Source organism: Mycobacterium sp. NGS11 (genome assembly GCF_059813315.1).
In genome coordinates, this window is sequence record NZ_JCALEJ010000003.1 from 69,364 (window position 1) to 89,339 (window position 19,976).

A 19,976-nucleotide genomic window follows, 5' to 3' on the forward strand; every position below is an offset into this window, starting at 1 on the left:
GACGAAGCGATGCGGAGGAGCGGCGCTCATGATCATCGTGATCGGCATCGGCGCCGACGGCATGGCCGGGCTCGGTGAGGTATCGCGCGCCGAACTCCGAAGGGCCGCAGTCATTTACGGTTCCAAGCGACAACTCGACCTGCTCGACGACACGGTGCGCGCGCCCCGGCGGCAGTGGCCGTCACCGATGTTGCCGGCGCTGGAGACGTTGCTCGACGAGAACACGGGCGACGTGCACGTCGTGGCCAGCGGCGATCCTCTGCTGCACGGCATCGGTGGCACGCTGATCCGCCTGCACGGCCGTGACAACGTCAGGGTTCTCCCGCACGTCTCGTCGGTGACGCTGGCGTGCGCGCGGATGGGCTGGAACGTCCACGACACCGAGGTGATCAGTCTGGTCACCGCGCGGCCGCACACGGCGGTCCGCCGCGGCGGCCAGGCGATCGTACTGTCGCAGAACAGTTCGACCCCACCCGAACTCGCCACGCTTCTCACCACGCACGGCCGCGGCGATTCCGAGTTCACCGTTCTCGAACGACTCGGCGCCCCAGACGAGCGCCGCCGCGACGGCACCGCCCGCGACTGGGCCGGCGACCGAGACCTCGACGACCTGAACGTGGTCGCCGTGCGCTACCTGCCCGACGACCGCGTGTCACCCCTGCCCGACGACGCGTTCACCCACGACGGGCAGATCACCAAGCAGGGCATCCGCGCGGTGACACTGGCGGCCCTGGCGCCACGGCCGGGGGAGCGGTTGTGGGACGTCGGCGCCGGCTCGGGCAGCATCAGTGTCCAATGGTGCCTCAGCGGGCCCGGTTGCAGCGCAGTGGTATTCGAACGCAACCAAGAGCGGCGGGGCAACCTGGAAGCCAACGCCGCGGCTTTCGGCGTCGGCATCGAGGTGCGTGGCGACGCCCCCGAGGCGTTCGACGGCGCCGAGCCACCGTCGGCGATCTTCATCGGCGGCGGACTGACCCAGCCCGGCCTGCTCGACGCCTGCTGGGATAACCTGCCCTCCGGTGGCAGACTGGTCGTCAACGTGGTCACGACCGAGTCGGAAGCCGTTCTGACGCAAGCTCATCAGCGCCTGGGTGGCCAGCTGCACCGCTTCCAGCACTACCACGGCGAACCGCTGGGCGCGTTCACCGGCTGGCGCCCGCAGTATCCGGTCACCCAATGGGCGGTGACCAAGTGACGGTGTATTTCATCGGGGCCGGCCCGGGCGCCGCCGACCTCATCACGGTGCGCGGCCAGCGACTCCTGCAAACGTGCCGGGTTTGCCTGTATGCCGGATCGATCATGCCCGACGATCTGTTGGCGTTGTGCCCGCCGGGCGCGAAAGTCGTTGACACCGGCCCCCTGGCGTTGGAGCAGATAGTCACCGAGATCAGCGAGGCGCACGCCGCCGGCCTGGATGTGGCGCGGCTGCATTCCGGTGATCCGTCGCTGTACAGCGCGCTGGCCGAGCAGTGTCGGCGGCTCGACGCCCTGGGCATCGACTACGAAATCGTGCCCGGGGTGCCGGCATTCGCCGCCGCGGCGGCCGCGCTGAAGCGCGAGCTCACCGTCCCGGGGGTGGCGCAGACGGTGACGCTGACCCGGGTGGCGACCCTGTCGACGGCCATGCCGCCCGGGGAAGACCTGGTGACCCTGGCCCAGTCCGGCGCGACCCTGGTCCTGCACTTGGCCGCCGCCCAGATCGACGCCATCGTCCCGCAGCTTCTCGACGGCGGCTATCGGCCCGAAACACCGGCCGCCGTCGTGGCTTTCGCGAGCTGGCCGCAAGAAGCGGTGTTGCGCGGCACGCTCGCCGACATCGCCGGGCAGATGCATCGGGCCGACATCACCAAGACCGCCGTCATCATCGTCGGCGACGCGTTGACCGCCGGCGGATTCACCGACAGCTACCTGTACTCGACCGGACGCGCCCGGGGGAGCAGGCATTGATGCGCATCCTGCTGCTCGGCGGCACCGGCGAAGCGCGCGCCCTGGCGAAAGCTTTGCACCCGCACATCGAGATCATCAGCTCCCTGGCCGGACGCGTTCCGGATCCCGCGCTGCCGGTCGGCCCCGTGCGCATCGGCGGCTTCGGCGGCCTCGACGGGTTACGACGCTGGCTGCGCGACGAACACATCGGCGCCGTCGTGGATGCCACCCACCCGTTCGCGGCGACCATGACGGCGCATGCCGCCGCCGCATGCGGCGAACTGCGGATCCCGCATCTGATCCTGGCCCGCCCGGCCTGGGATCCCGGCAACGCCATGGTCGTCGAGTCGGACACTGCCGCCGCGCAAACCGTTGCCCAGCAAGGCTATTCGCGGATCTTCCTCACCACCGGGCGCTCGGGCGTGCGGGCCTTCGTCGGCAACGACGCATGGTTTCTCATCCGAGCGGTCACCGACCCGGACGCGACTACACTGCCCCGTCATCACCGGGTGGTGCTCTCCCGCGGACCGTATCGCTACCACGAAGAGTTGGCGCTGTTGCGCGCCCACCGCATCGACGCACTGGTCACCAAGAACAGCGGCGGTGATATGACCCGCGCCAAGCTGGATGCCGCTGCGGCGCTGAATGTTCCGGTGGTGATGGTGGCGCGGCCACCGCTGCCCGCCGGGGTGTTGACCGCCCGCACCGTGCATGAGGCCGCCGAATGGGTTGGGGCGCTAGCCGGTTAGGTGGCTGCTCTCACTGTCGGCCAGCAGCGCATCGCGGGCGCGGGCAACGCGGGAGCGGATGGTGCCCACCGGGCAGCCGCAGACGGCGGCCGCGTCAGCGTAGGGCAGGCCGAGCAGCTGGGTGAGCAGAAGCGCTTCGCGCTGTTCGGCGTTGAGGGTGGCGATCATCGCGGTCACCTCGACCAGGTCCTCGAATCCGCGGGCGTGATGGTTTGCGCGCGCCACGTGTTCAGGATCGGCACCCAGCGCGGCGCGCGGCCGCGACTGAAGGTGGCGAATGTGGTCGGCCACCACCCGGCGTGCGATCGAGAGCAGCCAGGTGCGCGCACTGGAGCGTCCGGAGAACCGCTCGATGGCGCCGATCGCGCGCAGGAAAGTCTCTTGAGTCAGATCGTCGGCGTTGCCGGTATCTGACAGATAGGCGACGAACCGCCACACGTCTTGCTGGGTGGCTTTGATGAAGGACTCGAGCGCTCGCGAGTTTCCGCGTGCGGCTGACAACGCAAGTTCGGTTACGGCCTCGTCGTCACTCGGCGCGGTCATGCCCAACCACCTTCGTTGTGCGGGTTGTCCGATTCTACGACGGCTTGTCGTAGAGGATGCCGTCGGGGCCATGGCCGCGCGATTGATGGGTCTCAGGTGACCGCGCCGCCGAGCGCCGGGTGCGTCCGCCGCCCACGCCGGGACGTCGGCGTCGTCTGAAGCGTCGTTGCCGTGCCGTCGGTGCGAGCCCACCCGTTCCCGCGCCACCAGCAATGCGAACGCCAGGCCCAGCAGCAGGGGCATGTGGCTGGTGATGCGGGTGGCGGTGACCTCGCCGTCGAACGCGTCGACGATCACGTAACTCAGCAGCGCAAGGGAATAGACACCGGTGATCGCCGCGACGCCCGACGCGGAGGCGGGCCAGACGCCGGCGGCGACCATGGCCAGGCCCAACGCCAGCAACCATGCCGTCGACTCGTGCATCAGGTGTTCGCCGGACATCGCGCCGTGCATGTGACCGGACACCATGCCGAAATCGATGCCGCTGATCTGGGCGGCGGCGATCGCGACCTGGAAAAGGCCGACGGCGATCAGGCCCCACCGCCGGTAGTGCGTTCGAAGCCACCGCATCCGCGCCTGGTGTCCGGTCGGTTGGTCGCCGATGCTGGCCATGATTTTGTCGACCAGGTCCGGCCCGTCGCCGGGGGTCACCTTGGCCAGCCGGCGCGTCTGCACTGCCGCACCGATCAGCCAGGAGCGGCAGCCGCGGCAGGATTCGAGGTGGGCGTCGATTTGCTGCGCGAGCACCTGGGGACGCTCGCCGTCCAATCGAGCCGACAGCGCTTCGCGCGCAATCTCACACCGCATCCCTGCATCGTTGCGCATGGCACGGCCGCGCGCAAAGACTCAACCGATTTAGCGTCGGAACGAAATCGTGGGGAACTAACCGGCGCCGGCAACCGACCTCTGCTCGTAAGCATCGCCAGCCCATCCGCATGATTCACCGAGAGGTATTCGTGTCCTTGCCTGAAGGCCCCCGACGATGACCGCCCCGATCTGGATCGCGTTTCCCCCCGAAGTGCACTCGACGTTGCTCAGCAGCGGTCCGGGGCCTGGGCCGCTGCTCGCGGCCGCCGCGACGTGGTCTTCGCTGGGCACCCAGTACGCCGAGGCGGCGGAGGAGCTCAGCGCTCTGTTGGGCGCCACGCAGGGTGGCGCGTGGGACGGGCCGAGCGCCGAGCAGTACGTGGCGGCGCATGCCCCCTATCTGAGCTGGTTACTGGAGAGCTCCACCAAGAGCACGGCCGCCGCGGCGCTGCATGAGACGGCAGCGGGCGCGTACACGGCGGCGCTGGCCGCGATGCCGACGATCCCCGAGCTCGTCGCCAATCACGCGACACACGCGGTGCTGGTCGCGACGAACTTCTTCGGAATCAACACCATCCCCATCGCCGTCAATGAGGCCGATTACGCCCGCATGTGGGTGCAGGCGGCCACGACGATGACCACCTACCAGGCGGTCAGCGGATCAGCGCTGGCGGCGGTTCCGGCGACGACGCCCGCTCCGCAGATAGTCGCGCCGGGCGGCGAAGTCCAGGCGGCGGCAACGAATACCGCTTCCGAGACTCCTACCGCCACCTCATGGCAGGACCAGCTAGCGAAGGCGCTCTCGGACTTCACCCAAAACGTCCTCTGGCCGCTCGGGAAGGAGATATACCCCGACGGCTGGCCCATTGACGCGGTTCCGTTCGCCAACGCGGTGTCCTCTTTCTTCATGCAAATTCCCGGCATGAGCCCCGCGCTGGCCACAGCGTTGGGTTGGTTCATCTTTCACTCGTTGATGCTCGTCTGGCCCCTGGTGCAAGCGGCTCAGCTGGGGGTCATGGTGGCTCCATTCATGATCGCGGCTGTTTCCGCCGCCGCCGCCGCAGGCGTGGCCGCGGCAGTCGCCGGCGCTGTGGGTGCCACCGCCGCCGCTGCCGCCCCGGCGGTGAGCGTGCCGGTGGCAACGGCACCGCCGGCGCCGATGGCTACCACGCCGGCTCCCGCGCCGACCATGACCGCCGGCACCCCGGCACACGCCGGCAGCGCAACGGCTTCCAGCCCGGCGCCGAGTGTGGCCACGGCGTCCGGCGGCGGACCGGTCGGCGGCGGTCCGGGCGTCGGTTTCGGTCCGGGCCTCACGGATGGCATCGGCACCGGCATGACCGACATCCAGTACGCGGTCGGCCTCGCGGGGTTGTCGTCGAGCAGCAGCGCCAGCAGTCGCGCGCGCAAAAAGTCCCAGGAGCCCGGGCTCGACGAGGCCGACGAACCGGCCGCCGCCGCGGCGTCGGCCCCTGCCCGGTTGCGCAGTCGTCGACGTCGCGGGGCCGAAGCCAAAGATCACGCCTACCGCTACGAGTACCTGGACCTCGACTCTGACGAATCCCTTCTGGCGTCCGAGGCGGGTGCCGGGCCGCTCGGATTCGCCGGTGCCGCAACCAAATTCGGTGCCGCGCAAGCCGCCGGCTTGGCGACGCTGGCGCGGGACGGATTGAGCGATGGACCCACCGTGCCGATGATGCCGAGCACCTGGGACCGCGACTGACTCAGGCCCGGTACCGCCGCGGGGTGAAGACGCGGTCGGTGGAATCGTGTGAGTACCACTGGGTTTGCGACGACCCGACGATCAGCAGGCAGCGCATGTCGATCTCGGCGGCGTCCAGGTCAGCCAGCCTGACCACGCGGACGTCCTCGTCGGGGCCGGACACGTTGCGGCCGATCACCACGGGAGTGCCGGGTTCGCGGTGGGCCAGCAAGATGTCACGCATCGCGCCGACCTGCCACGTTCGCGTCTTGGAAGCCGGGTTGTAGATCGCCAGCACCAGGTCGGCGGCGGCGGCGGCCTGCAGTCGCGCGCAGATCACTTCCCACGGCTTGAGGCGATCGGACAGCGAGATCACCGCGTAATCGTGCCCCAGCGGGGCGCCGACCCGGCTGGCCACCGCCTGGGCGGCGGTCATCGCCGGGATGACGCGGACCTGCACACCCGGCCATTCTTTGGCCTCTTCGAGCACCGCGGTCGCCATGGCGAACACGCCCGGGTCACCCGACGACACCACCGCCACGGCACGGCCCCGCTCGGCCAGCGCGCACGCCAACCGGGCCCGTTCGGGCTCGTCGCGGTTGTCGCTGGGGTGGCGCCGCTGGCCGTATTGGACCGGCACGCGGTTCAAGTAGCCGCCGTAGCCGATCAAATCCGTCGCCGCGGCAAGCTCTCGCCGGGTCTGCGGCGTCATCCAGTCCATGTCGCCGGGGCCCAGCCCCACCACCGTGACGCTGCCGGCGGCGGGTGTGCGCCGTCCACGCTGCCCGCCCGGCAATATCGCCAGCGAAAAATACGGAACGCCGGCCTCGTCGACCTCGGCGGCGGGCAGTATGCGTTGCGTGGCGGTGCTGGCCCGCTCCACATAGAACGCCTCCTCGAGCTGTCCGGATGCCGAAAGCGCTTCGCGCACAGCGTGATACGAGCGTCCGAGTTTGAGCACGACGGCGGCGTCGGCGTCGGCGAGGCGACGGGTCAGCTCCTCGACCGGCAGCGTGCCCGGCAGCACCGACAGCACCTCGTCGCCGGCCACCAACGGTGTCGCGATGGCCGCCGAGGCCGCGCTCACCGAGGTCACGCCGGGCACGATGACCGCGTCGAACCGTGCGGTCAGCCGGGTGTGCAGATGCATGTAGGAGCTGTAGAACAGCGGATCGCCCTCGGCCAGCAGGGCCACATTGCGACCGGCGTCGAGGTGCGCCGCGATGCGCTCGGTGGCCTCGATGTAGAAGTCCTCGATGGCACCGGCATAGCCGCCGGGATGGTCGGTGGTCTCGGTAGTGACGGGGTACACCAGGTGCTCTTCGATCTGCCCCGGCCGCAGATACGGTTCGGCGATCCCGCGGGCGATGCTGCGGCCGTGCCGGGCGCTGTGATAAGCCACCACGTCGGCCTCGCCGATCACCCGCGCGGCCTTGACCGTCACCAATTCCGGGTCCCCGGGCCCCAGCCCGACGCCCCACAACGTGCCCCTGTGGGTGCTCATTCGCGCTCGCTGGCAATCGCGTTGACGGCGGCGGCGGCCATCGCGCTGCCCCCGCGACGTCCCCGCACCACCAGATACGACGTTCCGCGCGGGTTGTCGATGAGCTCCTGTTTGGACTGCGCCGATCCCACGAAACCCACCGGCCCGCCGAGCACCCCGGCCGGCGGGGCGACTCCGTCGTCGATCAACTCGAGCAGCCGAAACAGCGCGGTCGGGGCGTTGCCGATCGCCAGCACCGCTCCGGGCAGCCGGTCCGCCCACAGCTCCACGCCGGCCGCCGAGCGAGTGGTCTGCCGGCGTGCGGCCAGCTCGGCAGCCCGCGGATCGGCCACCAGGGACACCACCTGGTTGTCGGCCGGCAGTCGCGCGGCGGTGATCCCGGCGGCCACCATCGACGAATCGCACAGCACCGGAGCGCCGCTGAGCAGGGCTGTGCGGACTCGTTCGACGACGTCGTCCGTGAAGGCGACATGCTCGGCGACGTCGACCTGGCCGCAGGTGTGGATCAACCGGACCACCACTTGTGCCACGTCGGCGGGGAAGCGGGCCAGGTCGGCTTCGGCGCGGATCGTCGCGAACGACTGGCGATAGATCTCCGCCGCGTCGCGAATGTAGTCGAGCACTCGCCCACCCTAAAGCTTGGTGGAGTGACGACCCGCTGCGCCCGGTTACAGCCTGCGGTATCCGTCTGGCGTGGCCATCAGCACCTCACCGGCGAGCGGACTGCCGCAGGCCCGGTCGCAGCCGACGAAGTGCCGGTGCACCGTCGAGGCGGCATCCAGGGATTGCGCCGCGTCGGCCCGCACGTCGGCGGCCGAGCGCGCGCAGCCGGGGCTGCCGGTGCACGCGCTGACGGTCAACCAGGGCGAGTTCTCGTCGAACACCAGGCCCAGGGGCGCCAGTACCCGCAGGGCGGTGTCGGCCACCTCTTCGCTCAGATCACACACCAGCACCGAGCGCCACGGCGTGATCACCAACGGCGCCTCGATCGCGGCCAGGTACTCCGCAACGCGTGCCGGCAGCACCCCCAGCGGCACCGCGGCGCCTAGCGTCACCCGACCTTGCTGACCGGGGCAGTCCTGGCCGATCCAGCCCACCGGCGCCGTGGTGACGGCCGGAAAGGACGTGGCGCGCGGGGCGGCGTCGGGTAGCAGTTGCCGAACGTCATCCAATTCCTGGACGCGCCAAGCCGTTCCGCGGATGTCGACGAACCGTAGGGCCAGGGTCGCCAACGTTTTGACCACTTCGCCGGCCGCCAGCCGGACGCCGGTGTCGCGTCCGGCAAGCAACAACGCACACTCGTCGGCGAATGCGTGGACGCCGATGTCGGCGCGCAGCCCCGATACGTCGGCACGCCCGTCGTCCAGGCCGAACCAGAACCGGCCACCCAGCCCGGCGAGCCTGGGCTCGCGGCAGATCGCGGCGTCCAGCTCTTTGACCCACGGCCGCGCGTCGAGGTTGCCGCCGCAGCGTCCCGACAACGGTGACGCCACGATGTTGCGGACCCGCTCATGCGTCATCGACGGCAACAGGCCCGCGGCAGCCAGCGCCTCGGCGACCGCGGTCACGTCGGTCAGCCCGCGCAACTGCACGTTGCCCCGGGCGGTCAGCTCGAGCGTGCCCGAACCCAACTGGCTGCTTACGGTTGCCAACGCGGCCAGCTGGGCGGCCGTGATCATGCCGCCGGGCAGCCGGACCCGGGCCAGGGCGCCATCGGCCGCCTGGTGCACCTGCAGCGCACCCGGGCATGCGTCCGTGTCGCGCGTCCTGGCCACCCGTCCACGGTACGGCCCGCGCCGAGGGCGACGGCCGGGATTGCCTTCAGCCAGACGTAAACCCTTACTCAAGCCCCTGGTCGCGCCATAGCGTCCGCACGGTGAGCATTGCCACCGCACTCGACGCTGCGTCGAGGTCGAGCAACCCGGGCAGCGCACCAGCCGGTGGGCCGAGCGGAGTATGGGCGCGTCGCAAATGGGAAGTCGTGCGCGTCGTGTCGCCGCTGATGCTGTTGGCGTTGTGGCAGCTGGGCAGCGCGCTCGGTGTGATTCCCGCAGATGTCCTTCCGGCCCCGTCCTTGATCGTCGAGGCCGGCGTGGAGTTGACCCGCAATGGTCAGCTCGCCGACGCGCTGCACATTTCCACCGTCCGGGTTGTCGAGGGGCTGCTGCTGGGCGGGATCATCGGGCTTGTGGCGGGCGCGGCGGTCGGGTTGTCGCGCTGGGTCGAATCGACCTTGGACCCACCGATGCAGATGATCCGGGCACTGCCCCACCTCGGGCTGATCCCGCTGTTCATCCTCTGGTTCGGCATCGGCGAGCTGCCCAAGGTGTTGCTCGTTGCCCTTGGTGTGGTCTTCCCCCTGTACCTGAACACGTTTTCGGCGATCCGGCAGGTCGACCCGAAGATGCTGGAAACCGCTCAGGTGCTGGGTTTTTCGTTTTTTCAGCGGTTCACCCGGATCATCGTGCCCAGCACGGCGCCGCAGGTGCTGGTGGGTTTCCGGCAGTCGCTGGCCATCGCGTGGCTGACGCTGATCGTCGCCGAGCAGATCAACGCCGACAAGGGAATCGGCTTCCTGATCAACAACGCCCGAGATTTCTTGCGCATCGACATCATCATCTTCGGGCTGACCATCTATGCGCTGCTGGGCATCGTCACCGATGCGGTCGTCCGGCTCATCGAGCGTCGCACCCTGCGCTACCGACACTGAAAGGTCCGGGCTTTGACACTCATCGCGGAATCGGACGCCGCTACTCGCGGGGCGACCGGCATCGCCGGGGAACTGCGCCACGTCGGCAAGTGGTACGGCAATCGGCAAGTGCTGAACGACGTTTCGGTGCGGGTGCGTCGCGGTGAGATCGTCGCGCTGATCGGGCGCAGCGGCTCGGGCAAATCGACTGTGCTGCGGGTGCTCGCCGGTCTGTCCGATGACCACAGCGGGCAGCGTGTGGTTGCCGGCGCCCCGGCCCTCGCGTTCCAGGAGCCGCGCCTGTTTCCATGGCGCGACGTGCGGACGAACGCCGGTTACGGCCTGGCCCGCAGCCGCCTGCCGCGGGCGCAAGTCCGGGCTCGCGCCGACCGGGCGCTGGCCGACGTCGGGCTGTCCGACCACGCCGGCGCGTGGCCGCTGACCCTGTCCGGCGGTCAGGCGCAACGGGTTTCGCTGGCCCGGGCGCTGGTCGCCGAACCGCAACTGCTGTTGCTCGACGAGCCGTTCGGCGCGCTGGACGCGCTGACCCGGTTGACCATGCACACGCTGCTGCTGGATCTGTGGCGCCGGCATCGCTTCGGGCTGTTGCTGATCACCCATGATGTCGACGAAGCCGTGGCGCTGGCCGACCGCGTGCTGGTGCTCGAGGAAGGCCGCGTCATCCACACGCTGTCCATCGACGAGCCTCGCCGCGCACCCGGCGATCCGGGTGCCCACAACGACCAGCATCGCGTCGAGCTGCTGGATCGTCTTGGCGTGCGGCTTTGATGCGCGGATTCATCGCGCTGGTGCTTGCGCTCGCACTGCTGTTGACCGGATGCGTTTCGCGCAGCGCCAGTCTGGGGCCCAAGCCGCCGCCGGCCGCGGTGCCCGTCTCGGAGTTGTCGGGTCTCACGCTGCAGGTGGGGGATCAGAAGGGCGGTACCGAAGCGCTGCTGCGCGCCGCCGGGCAGTTGGAAAACCTGCCCTATCGGGTCGCGTTCTCGACGTTCACCTCCGGGCCGCCACAAGTCGAGGCCGCCACCGCGGGCAAGATCGACTTCGCGATCACCGGTAACACGCCGCCGATCTTCGGGGCCGCCAGCAACGCGAAGATCAAGGCGGTCTCCGCATACGGTGGCGGTGGTGTGGGCAATCGTGTTCTGGTGCACGCGGATTCGCCGATCACGTCGGTCTCCGAGTTGCGCGGTAAGGCAGTCGCCGTCGCCAAGGGCAGCTCGTCGCACGCCAACCTGCTGGCCCAGCTGGACAAGGCCGGGCTCAAACCCGCCGAGGTGAAATTCGTATTCCTGCAGCCCGCCGATGCGCTGTCCGCGTTCAGTCAGCACCAGGCCGACGCGTGGGCCATCTGGGATCCGTACACGGCCCAGGCCGAGCAGCAGATCCCGGTGCGCAGCATCGCCGAGGCGCAGGGCGTCACCAATGGCGACTGGGTCGGTGTCGCGTCCGACCAGGCGCTGGACGACCCGAGACGCAACACCGCGCTGTCCGACCTGCTGGTGCGTTTCGAGAAGGCCGTGCAGTGGGCCAGGGCTCATCCGCAGGAATGGGCTCAAAGCTATTCCGCAGCAGTGGGTTTGGATCCAAAGGTGGCGACGGTCGCGGCGACGCGCAGCCTGCGGCTGCCGACCGAACTCGGTGACGACGTGGTCGCCTCCGAGCAGAAACTGGCCGACTTGTTCGCGGCCGCCGGCCAGCTCGCATCGTCACCCAGGTTCGCCAACTGGGTCGACCGCCGATTCAACGAGGCGCTGCGGCCCGGCCTCGCCAGCTGATCAGCCCGTGGGGTTGAAAAGGCCCCGGCGCGGGCATCCTCGTGGCCGTGAGAACGGTGGAATATGCCCCGGGCCGCATGGCCGACGTCTTCGGCGAGCCTGCGCCGTTCACGATCTTGCTGTGGCATGGCGCGCAAACCGATGCCCGTGCCGCCGTCGGCCCACTGGCCGGGATGCTGGCCGAGCGTGGCGCCGCGGTGGTCGCCCCGGACTGGAACTCCCATGCCCAGGACGGCGGGCGGGCAGATCTGCTGGCGTCGCTGACGTTCGCCCGCAACCTCGCCACCGACGCCGAGCGCATCCTGCTGGTCGGATGGTCGATGGGCGGTGCCGCGGCGGCGGGTGCCACGTTGCACGCGGGGCGGCTCGACTTCGCTCCCGCACACACGGTCTGCCTGGCCGGAGCTTTCATGGTCCCCGATCCCATCTTCGGTGCGGCGCTGACCGACGGGCTCAGCGGTGCCGATATCGGTTCGCCGTTCACCTTGCTGCACGGCCTCGACGACGACGTCGTCCCCGTGCACGCGAGCAGAGACTTCGCCGCCCGCCTGGAACGCGTCGGCTGGCCGGTGGAGGTGGTCGAACTGGCCGCCGATCACGGCTCGATCGCCGGCGCCGACTACGACGCCCTCGCCGACCGCTACGAACCGGGCACGAGCAAGGAGGCGCTGCGGGGGGCCGAGGAGGTCGCCGCTCGGATCGCGGCGACACTGCGGTACGAATGATGGGTGGCTGAGCCGACCATCCTGCTGCTGTCGACATCCGACACGGACCTGATCAGCGCCCGATCCAGCGGGAAGAACTTTCGGTGGGCCAACCCGTCGCGGCTCTCGGAAGACGAATTGCCCGACCTGCTGGCCGGCGCCGCCATCGTGGTGGTGCGGATCCTCGGCGGCTATCGGGCCTGGCAAAGCGGCATCGACACGGTGATCGCCAGCGGGGTGCCGGCGGTCTTGGTCAGCGGCGAGCAGGCCGCCGACGCCGAACTGACCGGTCTGTCCACGCTGGCCGCCGGGATCGCGGTGCAGGCGCACATCTATCTGGCCCACGGCGGCGTGGACAACCTGCGTCAGCTGCACGCCTTCCTCTCGGACACCGTGCTGATGACCGGGTTCGGGTTCACCCCGCCGGTCGTGACGCCGACGTGGGGAGAGCTGCCGACGCCGAACGTCGCCGATACGGACGGCCCGACGATTGCGGTGCTGTACTACCGCGCGCAGCACCTGGCCGGCAACACCGGCTACGTCGAGGCGTTGTGCCGGGCCATCGAGGACGCCGGCGCGCGGCCGATGCCGGTCTACTGCGCGTCGCTGCGCACCGCCGAACCCGAGCTGCTGCGACGACTCGGCGACGCCGACGCCATGGTGGTGACCGTGCTGGCGGCCGGGGGACTGAAGCCGGCCACGGTCTCCGCCGGCGGCGACGACGACAGCTGGAACGTCGAACATCTTGCCGCCCTGGATATCCCGATCCTGCAAGGGCTGTGCCTGACCAGCCCGCGGGCCCAATGGCGCGCGAACGATGACGGCCTGAATCCGCTCGACGTGGCCAGCCAGGTGGCGGTGCCCGAGTTCGACGGCCGCATCATCACGGTCCCGTTCTCCTTCAAAGAGATCGACTCCGACGGGCTGATCTCCTATGTCGCCGACCCGGAACGCTGCGCCCGGGTCGCCGGACTGGCGGTGCGCCACGCGCGGCTGCGCCACGTCGCACCGGCGGATAAGCGGGTGGCCCTGGTGTTCTCGGCCTATCCCACCAAGCACGCCCGCATCGGCAACGCGGTCGGATTGGACACGCCGGCAAGCGCCATCGCGCTGCTGCAGGCGATGCGCGCTCACGGCTACCGGGTGGGTGAACTGCCGGGCGTCGAGGCCGGCGACGGTGACGCCCTGATCCACGCTCTGATCGAACGGGGCGGCCAGGACCCCGACTGGCTCACCGAAGGCCAGCTCGCCGGCAACCCGATCCGGGTGTCCGCCAAGGATTACCGCGAATGGTTCGCCACCCTGCCCCCCGAATTCACCGACGCGGTGACGGAGCACTGGGGCCCGGCGCCCGGAAATCTCTTCGTGGACCGCAGCCGCGATCCCGACGGCGAAATCGTCATCGCCGCAATGCAATCCGAGAACCTGGTGCTGATGGTGCAGCCGCCCCGCGGGTTCGGCGAAAACCCGGTCGCGATCTACCACGACCCGGATCTGCCGCCCAGCCACCACTACCTGGCCGCGTATCACTGGCTGGACGCCGGCTTCGGGTCGCACGCGGTGGTGCATCTGGGCAAGCACGGCAACCTGGAATGGTTGCCCGGCAAGACGCTGGGCATGTCGGCGGCCTGCGGCCCGGATGCCGCGCTGGGCGATCTGCCGATGATCTACCCGTTCCTGGTCAACGATCCCGGTGAGGGCACACAGGCCAAAAGGCGCGCGCACGCCGTTCTGGTCGACCACCTCATCCCGCCGATGGCGCGCGCCGAAACCTACGGTGACATCGCCCGTTTGGAGCAGTTGCTCGACGAGCACGCCAACGTCGCCGCCCTGGATCCGGGCAAGCTACCCGCGATCCGCCAGCAGATCTGGACGCTGATGCGGGCCGCGAAGATGGACCACGACCTGGGTCTGACCGAGCGGCCCGAAGAAGACTCATTCGACGACATGCTGCTGCACGTCGACGGGTGGCTGTGCGAGATCAAGGATGTCCAGATTCGCGACGGCTTGCACATCCTGGGGCAAAAGCCAACGGGCGACGCCGAACTGGACCTGGTGCTGGCGATCCTGCGGGCACGCCAACTGTTCGGCGGCGAGCACACCCTGCCCGGATTGCGTCAGGCGCTGGGCCTGGCCGAGGACGGCACCGACGACCGGACCACGGTCGATCGAACAGAGGCGGCGGCCCGCGAGCTCGTCGCCGCTTTACAGGCGACGGGCTGGGATGCCGATGCGGCCGAACGGATCACCGACAACGCCGACGTCGCGGCGGTGCTGCGATTCGCGGCCACCGAAGTGGTGCCACGGCTCGCCGGCACCGCCGCCGAGATCGAGCAGGTGCTGCGCGCCCTCAATGGCCGATTCATCCCGGCCGGCCCGTCCGGCTCGCCGCTGCGCGGCCTGGTCAACGTGCTGCCCACCGGTCGCAACTTCTACTCCGTCGACCCCAAGGCCGTGCCATCTCGCCTGGCCTGGGAAGCCGGTGTCGCGCTTGCCGATTCACTGTTGACCCGGTACCGCGACGACCACGGGCGATGGCCGCAATCCGTCGGGCTCTCGGTGTGGGGCACCTCGGCCATGCGCACCGCCGGTGACGACATCGCCGAAGTCCTTGCGCTGCTCGGTGTCCGGCCGGCGTGGGACGACGCCTCGCGGCGGGTCGTCGACCTGGCGCCGATCCCGCTCGCTGAGCTTGGCCGTCCGCGCATCGACGTGACGGTCCGCATCTCCGGTTTCTTCCGGGATGCCTTCCCGCACGTCGTGACGATGCTCGACGACGCTGTGCGGCTGGTCGCCGACCTCGACGAACCCGCCGAGCAGAACTACGTCCGCGCGCACGCCCAGGCCGACCTGGCTCAGCACGGCGATCAACGCCGCTCCACCACAAGGATTTTCGGATCCAAGCCGGGCACCTATGGCGCCGGCCTGTTGCAGCTCATCGACAGCCGCAACTGGCGTGACGACGCCGACCTCGCCGCCGTGTACACCGCCTGGGGTGGCTTCGCCTACGGCCGCGACCTGGACGGCCGCGAGGCCGTCGACGACATGAACCGGCAGTACCGGCGTATCGCGGTGGCCGCCAAGAACACCGATACCCGCGAACACGACATCGCCGACTCCGACGACTATTTTCAGTACCACGGCGGCATGGTGGCCACGGTGCGCGCGCTGACCGGGCAGGCCCCGGCCGCCTACATCGGCGACAACACCCGCCCCGATGCCATACGCACCCGCACGCTGTCGGAGGAGACCACCCGGGTGTTCCGCGCGCGCGTCGTCAATCCGCGCTGGATGTCGGCGATGCGGCGGCATGGATACAAGGGCGCGTTCGAGATGGCGGCGACCGTGGACTACCTGTTCGGCTACGACGCGACGGCCGGGGTGATGGCCGACTGGATGTACGAACAGCTCACCGAGCGCTACGTGCTGGACCCGGAGAACCGCAAGTTCATGTCGGAATCGAATCCCTGGGCGCTGCACGGCATGGCCGAACGGCTCCTGGAGGCCGCGGGCCGCGGCATGTGGGCGCAGCCGCAACCGGAAACGCTCGACGGGCTGCGCCAGGCGCTGCTGGAAACCGAAGGCGATCTCGAGGGCTAATTTTTTCTGCCGCGAGCAGACGCGAAAGTGCCAAAATCCTCGGCGTGTCGGGCACTTTCGCGTCTGCTCGCCGAACCACAGCTACACAAAATCGGAGCCGCCGTCCACGTTGACGGTGGCCCCGGTGACATAGCCGTTGCGCCGCGACGCCAGGTAGGCGGTCAGGGAGGCGACCTCTTCGGGCAGCCCGGCGCGGCCGAGGTCGCAGGGTTGGTGAAAGTTGTTGTCGATCCAGGTCATGACGTCGACGGGATTGGTCGCGTCCAGGCCGTCGGCGGCGAGAATGTCCTTGAGGTTCTCGGTGAAGCTGGCGGTGACGATGGTTCCCGGGCACACGCAGTTGACCAGAATGCCATCGGTGGCAAGGCTTTTCGATAAATTCTTGGTGACGCTGGCCAACGCCGCCTTGGACGCCGTGTACGCGACGATCCGCGGGTTTTGCCGCTGGATCGAGTGTGCCGCAAAGGTGACGATGCGGGCCCATTCCGCCGCGCGCAGCAGCGGTAACGCCCCGCGGATCGCCCGCACCCCTGACATGGTGCCGAGCGCGAACGTGTCGTCCCACCCCGCGTCGTCGAGCTGCTCGAAATAGCCGTCGCCCGGCCCGATCGTGTGGACCAGCGCGTTGAGCCGCCCCCAACGCTCGGCCACCGCGGCGAATCCGTCGGCGATCGACTGTGCGTCGGTCATGTCGACGCTGATCCCGACGGCGTCCGGCGCGCCGGCCTCGCGCAACGCCGTCACGGCGGCGTCGAGGGCTGCACGGCCACGGGCCATCACCGCCACGCTGGCGCCTTCGGCGGCAAGGGTTTCGGCGATCGCCAGCCCCATGCCCTTGCTGCCGCCGGTGACCACGGCCGTCGATCCACCGAAACCGAGATCCATCGCTAGTCTCCTTTCAGCCCGCGCAGACAAAAACGCAATATGCGTTCGCGCAACACGTTGCGGTCGCAGTCACCCGTCGCCCACTGCTCGTTGATGCCCGCCCACACCACGCCGTGGACGAACTGGGCGTCGCTGACCGGGTCGATGTCGCGGAACACCCCGGCCTGCTGTCCACGCGCGAGCGCATCGCGCAGCGGCTTGAGCATCTCGGCGTAGGCGGGCTGCACCAGGCCGGGGGACTGCGATTGAGCTTCCAGCGACAGGCGGCGCAGATCGGATCCAATGCCGTCGTCGAATGCCAGGTCCAGTCGGCCGTCGATCCACGCGATCACCGACTCGATGTCCGTTGTGGCAGCGGCCATCCGGCGGCGTAGCCGTCGCGTTTCTCCCCGCGCGCTCTCCAGAAAGACCGCGGCGACGAGTTCTTCCTTGGAGCCGAAATGGCGATAGAACGCGCGGGTGCTCAGTCCGGCCCGCTCAAGCACCGCCGCGATGCCGAGTCCGCCAACGCCCTGCTCGCGCAACACGGTTGACGCGGCGGCGAGGATCTCGCGGCCCACCGCCGCGTCCGGGCCGAGTTTTTCGCGTCGCCGCGTGCGGGGTGCTTTCACGTCAGGCCGTCGCATCGTAGGCGGCGAGATAGTTCGCAAACCGCTCGCGAACGCCTTCGGGCGTTAGGCCGTAGTCGGCCAGGTCATAGTCATGCGCGCCGCGGGAGCCGGGCCGGTGATCCGCGGCCCAACGCGTGACCGCGCCGAGGCTGTCATCGGTGAAGGTCAAGCCCAAGGCGGCGTAGCTGGATTGCAGCGTGCCGACCGGATCCGTCTGAAGGTCCGCGAACGAGACGTCGGCGAATCGGTCGTCGCCCATCCGGCCGCGGAAATCCATTGCCCGCCGGATGCCTTCGACCCAGCTGTCGACCTGCTCGGCGCCGAGTTCCCTGGCGTCGTCCCGATCGCTGCTCCAGCTGCGCACATACCGGATCAGGCTGCAGACCGAACCCATCACTTTGGCCGGATCGCGGTGACTCCACAGGAATTTGGCGCCGGGATATGCCTCGACGAGCGCGTCGAGGGCGAACATGTGCACGGGTGTCTTGAGGTGCCACAGCACCGGGGGGCAGTGCCATTGCAACAACCGGAGAACTCGCCGATGAAAGACGTAGGTTTCGCGCATGTCGCAACCCATCAGCCACGCGAGATACCCGGGCGCGCGCACGGCGCCGTCAAAGTGGAAGGTGCGAAAGCTCATTCCCATCAGGTCCTGGCATTCGGTCGGCGCCGTGGCCTCGGAGTTGTACAAGGTTTTCATCAGCGGGAACATCTCGTCGAGCATCTTCAGGCCGGCCTCGGCCTGCGCGATCCGCGGGTCGTTGTGTTCGGTGGCGGCCTCCGGTGGCGGGGTGGGCGCTTGCGATTCCCACATGCGCAGCGATCGGAATTGGGGATCGGCGGCCACCAGCTGGCTCAGCGCGGTGGTTCCGGTGCGGGGCAGGCCGATGACGAAGACGGGGCCCCCGACGGCCTGGTCGTCGATCTCGGGATGCTGCCGGTAGGTGTCCTCGACCTTCAGGCGTTGGATGAGGGCGTTGCTGATGGTGGCGTGCTGGATGACCCGCCCGATGTCATTGAGGTCCGCCTCGTGGTTCAGCGCGTCGACGATGCGTTCGAGTCCCTCGCGGTAGTAGGGCGATCCGAAATCGTCGAGGCCGGTTGCGGTTCGGGCACCATCCTCTAACTCGTCAGCATCGAAGGTCACCGTCCGAACCTTTCGTGCACCGCGCGGCGCCTGGCCGCGAGGATTCCTGCGCGCTCTTCGGGGGTGACTTGCGCTGTGCCCGAAGGCAACTCGGTGTGGACATCGTCGAACGGCACCACCCGTGTCGTCGGCGTGGGCGCCGTTTCGGTGCGCACGCAGCGCAGGATGATCGGACCGTTGCTGTGGCCCGCGGTGTCGAGCCAGTTGGCGATGCCGGGGTCGCGATCGCACAACACCACACGGACCAATCCATCGGAATCCACTGCGGCCTGATGGGCATTCAGGCTGGACTGGTGGCGGCCGTAATGGATCGTCTCCCACCACGGGTTGCCGATCGAAAAGCTCCAATAAATGCCCTGTGGTGGCTCCACTTCGACGATGAGGGCCTCGCCCGGGCGCAGTTCCCACCGGCCGATCACCGGCCGGTTCTCCGCGGCGGCCCCCATGTCGGTGCGATCGATCGGGGGCAGGAAGCCGTTGGGTGGTGCGGCGGACCCGAACTGCAAAAAGAACGCCAGGTTGTCCGCGACGAAGTCGCCGAGCGCCGCCAGTTGCCTGGTCACCGCCGAGTGGGGGTGGACCGCACCGGGGGTGGCCCGGGCCGGGTCGCCGAGTCGCTCGATGCGCAGCGACGATGCCACCTCGGCATCCCAGTCGTAGAAGAAGTGCCGCACCGTCAACGTGGGATGCTCACCTTCGATTCGCATCCAATTGCCCTCTTGCCCCGGCTGTTTCGAGGGCGACAGCACCACCTCGAAGTTGCCGTCGGGATCCGCTTCGAGCTCGTCGACCAACTCGTTGGCGGTGGCGGTGATGCCGTTCATCGTCTGCAGCCCGACGTAGCGGGCGGTGCCGCGGTTGCCGTACAGCCGATAGCTCTGCCCGCCGCGCAGCGCGGCGCGGGTGTAGAGGCAGTCCGGGCACTCCATTCCCCAGCTCACGATGTCATCGGTGCTGGTGCGTTGGACACGCAGTGCCGGATCCGGATCGAACCGCAGCGCCTCGTCGATACCCGCGGCGAGCAGCACCAGCAGGTGCCGGATTCCGGCGGCGGCATCGGTCCGGTTGCGGCTCGCCGGCTCGGATTCGACCGTCCGCGCGGCTTCGTCGAGCCGGCTCAAGAGCTGTGACCACGCCGCAAACAGGTCGGGATCGCTCGTCTCGCCAGAGGATGCCAAGGCCGCCTCGGCGATCGTGAACGGCAACCACGCCAGCGGCTTTTTCGGATCGCTCATGATTGCCCACTTCGATCGGTGCTCTGCGGCCTTAATTGAAAATAGCGTTTTCAGTTAAGCTGTCATGACTATCGCAGC

The 19,976-nt window shown here is 69.0% G+C and carries 17 protein-coding genes and 1 pseudogene; 9 read left to right on the top strand and 9 right to left on the bottom strand.

What is annotated here, in order from left to right:
- The first annotated feature begins 28 nt into the window (after positions 1-28).
- The 3 genes from cbiE to AC5Y4T_RS05260 are packed head-to-tail and all read left to right on the top strand — an operon-like array spanning position 29 to position 2,675.
- Positions 29-1,195, top strand: a complete 1,167-nt coding sequence (cbiE, locus tag AC5Y4T_RS05250; protein ID WP_499916118.1) for a precorrin-6y C5,15-methyltransferase (decarboxylating) subunit CbiE — start codon at positions 29-31, stop codon at positions 1,193-1,195.
- Positions 1,192-1,947, top strand: a complete 756-nt coding sequence (gene cobM, locus AC5Y4T_RS05255) for a precorrin-4 C(11)-methyltransferase (protein WP_499916755.1) — start codon at positions 1,192-1,194, stop codon at positions 1,945-1,947. Before cbiE ends, cobM begins: the two co-directional genes overlap by 4 nt.
- Positions 1,947-2,675, top strand: coding sequence for a cobalt-precorrin-6A reductase (locus AC5Y4T_RS05260; protein WP_499916120.1), 729 nt, complete (start codon positions 1,947-1,949; stop codon positions 2,673-2,675). Before cobM ends, AC5Y4T_RS05260 begins: the two co-directional genes overlap by 1 nt.
- Here the strand turns inward: AC5Y4T_RS05260 and sigC are convergent.
- Both sigC and AC5Y4T_RS05270 read right to left on the bottom strand, forming a co-directional pair.
- Positions 2,664-3,218, bottom strand: a complete 555-nt coding sequence (gene sigC / locus AC5Y4T_RS05265; protein ID WP_499916757.1) for an RNA polymerase sigma factor SigC — start codon at positions 3,216-3,218, stop codon at positions 2,664-2,666. The two genes, AC5Y4T_RS05260 and sigC, sit on opposite strands and share 12 nt — an antisense overlap.
- A gap of 114 nt (positions 3,219-3,332) precedes the next feature.
- Positions 3,333-4,043: pseudogene (locus AC5Y4T_RS05270) on the bottom strand (DUF2275 domain-containing protein); the annotation flags it as partial.
- A gap of 157 nt (positions 4,044-4,200) precedes the next feature.
- Here AC5Y4T_RS05270 and AC5Y4T_RS05275 point away from each other — a divergent pair.
- Positions 4,201-5,748, top strand: a complete 1,548-nt coding sequence (locus AC5Y4T_RS05275) for a PPE family protein (RefSeq protein ID WP_499916121.1) — start codon at positions 4,201-4,203, stop codon at positions 5,746-5,748.
- 1 nt (position 5,749) lies between these two features.
- Here the strand turns inward: AC5Y4T_RS05275 and AC5Y4T_RS05280 are convergent, their stop codons facing one another.
- Genes AC5Y4T_RS05280 through cobG form a run of 3 tightly spaced genes read right to left on the bottom strand, consistent with a single transcriptional unit; the run spans position 5,750 to position 9,006 of the window.
- Positions 5,750-7,231: a precorrin-2 C(20)-methyltransferase gene (locus AC5Y4T_RS05280; RefSeq protein ID WP_499916122.1), complete on the bottom strand. Its 1,482-nt coding sequence runs from the start codon at positions 7,229-7,231 to the stop codon at positions 5,750-5,752.
- Positions 7,228-7,854 carry a precorrin-8X methylmutase gene (locus AC5Y4T_RS05285; protein ID WP_499916124.1) on the bottom strand — a complete coding sequence of 209 codons (627 nt, stop codon included), beginning with the start codon at positions 7,852-7,854 and terminating at the stop codon, positions 7,228-7,230. The genes AC5Y4T_RS05280 and AC5Y4T_RS05285 overlap by 4 nt, the downstream gene beginning before the upstream one ends.
- A gap of 45 nt (positions 7,855-7,899) precedes the next feature.
- Positions 7,900-9,006 carry a precorrin-3B synthase gene (gene cobG, locus AC5Y4T_RS05290; RefSeq protein ID WP_499916126.1) on the bottom strand — a complete coding sequence of 369 codons (1,107 nt, stop codon included), beginning with the start codon at positions 9,004-9,006 and terminating at the stop codon, positions 7,900-7,902.
- A gap of 101 nt (positions 9,007-9,107) precedes the next feature.
- On the opposite strand from cobG, the gene AC5Y4T_RS05295 reads away from it, so the two are divergent.
- From AC5Y4T_RS05295 to cobN, 5 genes are read left to right on the top strand one after another with little or no spacing between them, the layout of a single operon-like run.
- Positions 9,108-9,941, top strand: coding sequence for an ABC transporter permease (locus AC5Y4T_RS05295; protein WP_499916128.1), 834 nt, complete (start codon positions 9,108-9,110; stop codon positions 9,939-9,941).
- A gap of 12 nt (positions 9,942-9,953) precedes the next feature.
- The gene (locus tag AC5Y4T_RS05300; RefSeq protein WP_499916130.1) at positions 9,954-10,709 is read left to right on the top strand and encodes an ABC transporter ATP-binding protein; all 756 of its coding nucleotides are present in this window, start codon (positions 9,954-9,956) and stop codon (positions 10,707-10,709) included.
- Positions 10,706-11,716: an ABC transporter substrate-binding protein gene (locus tag AC5Y4T_RS05305; protein WP_499916132.1), complete on the top strand. Its 1,011-nt coding sequence runs from the start codon at positions 10,706-10,708 to the stop codon at positions 11,714-11,716. The genes AC5Y4T_RS05300 and AC5Y4T_RS05305 overlap by 4 nt, the downstream gene beginning before the upstream one ends.
- A 47-nt stretch (positions 11,717-11,763) precedes the next feature.
- A complete protein-coding gene (locus AC5Y4T_RS05310) occupies positions 11,764-12,441 on the top strand; it encodes an alpha/beta hydrolase family protein (protein ID WP_499916134.1) in 678 nt (225 codons plus the stop codon).
- Positions 12,442-12,444: 3 nt separating this feature from the next.
- Complete coding sequence (cobN, locus tag AC5Y4T_RS05315; protein WP_499916136.1) at positions 12,445-16,020, top strand: cobaltochelatase subunit CobN; 3,576 nt, start codon at positions 12,445-12,447, stop codon at positions 16,018-16,020.
- An 81-nt stretch (positions 16,021-16,101) separates the two neighbouring features.
- On the opposite strand, the gene AC5Y4T_RS05320 is transcribed toward cobN, so the two are convergent.
- The 4 genes from AC5Y4T_RS05320 to AC5Y4T_RS05335 are packed head-to-tail and all read right to left on the bottom strand — an operon-like array spanning position 16,102 to position 19,898.
- On the bottom strand, positions 16,102-16,905 hold the full coding sequence (locus tag AC5Y4T_RS05320) for an SDR family NAD(P)-dependent oxidoreductase (protein ID WP_499916138.1): 804 nt from the start codon (positions 16,903-16,905) through the stop codon (positions 16,102-16,104).
- Between the two features lie 2 nt (positions 16,906-16,907).
- The gene (locus AC5Y4T_RS05325) at positions 16,908-17,516 is read right to left on the bottom strand and encodes a TetR/AcrR family transcriptional regulator (protein ID WP_499916140.1); all 609 of its coding nucleotides are present in this window, start codon (positions 17,514-17,516) and stop codon (positions 16,908-16,910) included.
- 1 nt (position 17,517) lies between these two features.
- Positions 17,518-18,663: a sulfotransferase family protein gene (locus tag AC5Y4T_RS05330; protein WP_499952370.1), complete on the bottom strand. Its 1,146-nt coding sequence runs from the start codon at positions 18,661-18,663 to the stop codon at positions 17,518-17,520.
- Entirely contained in the window at positions 18,660-19,898 is a 1,239-nt protein-coding gene (locus AC5Y4T_RS05335; RefSeq protein WP_499952371.1) for a DUF1214 domain-containing protein, read from the bottom strand. The genes AC5Y4T_RS05330 and AC5Y4T_RS05335 overlap by 4 nt, the downstream gene beginning before the upstream one ends.
- Positions 19,899-19,976 lie beyond the last annotated feature (78 nt).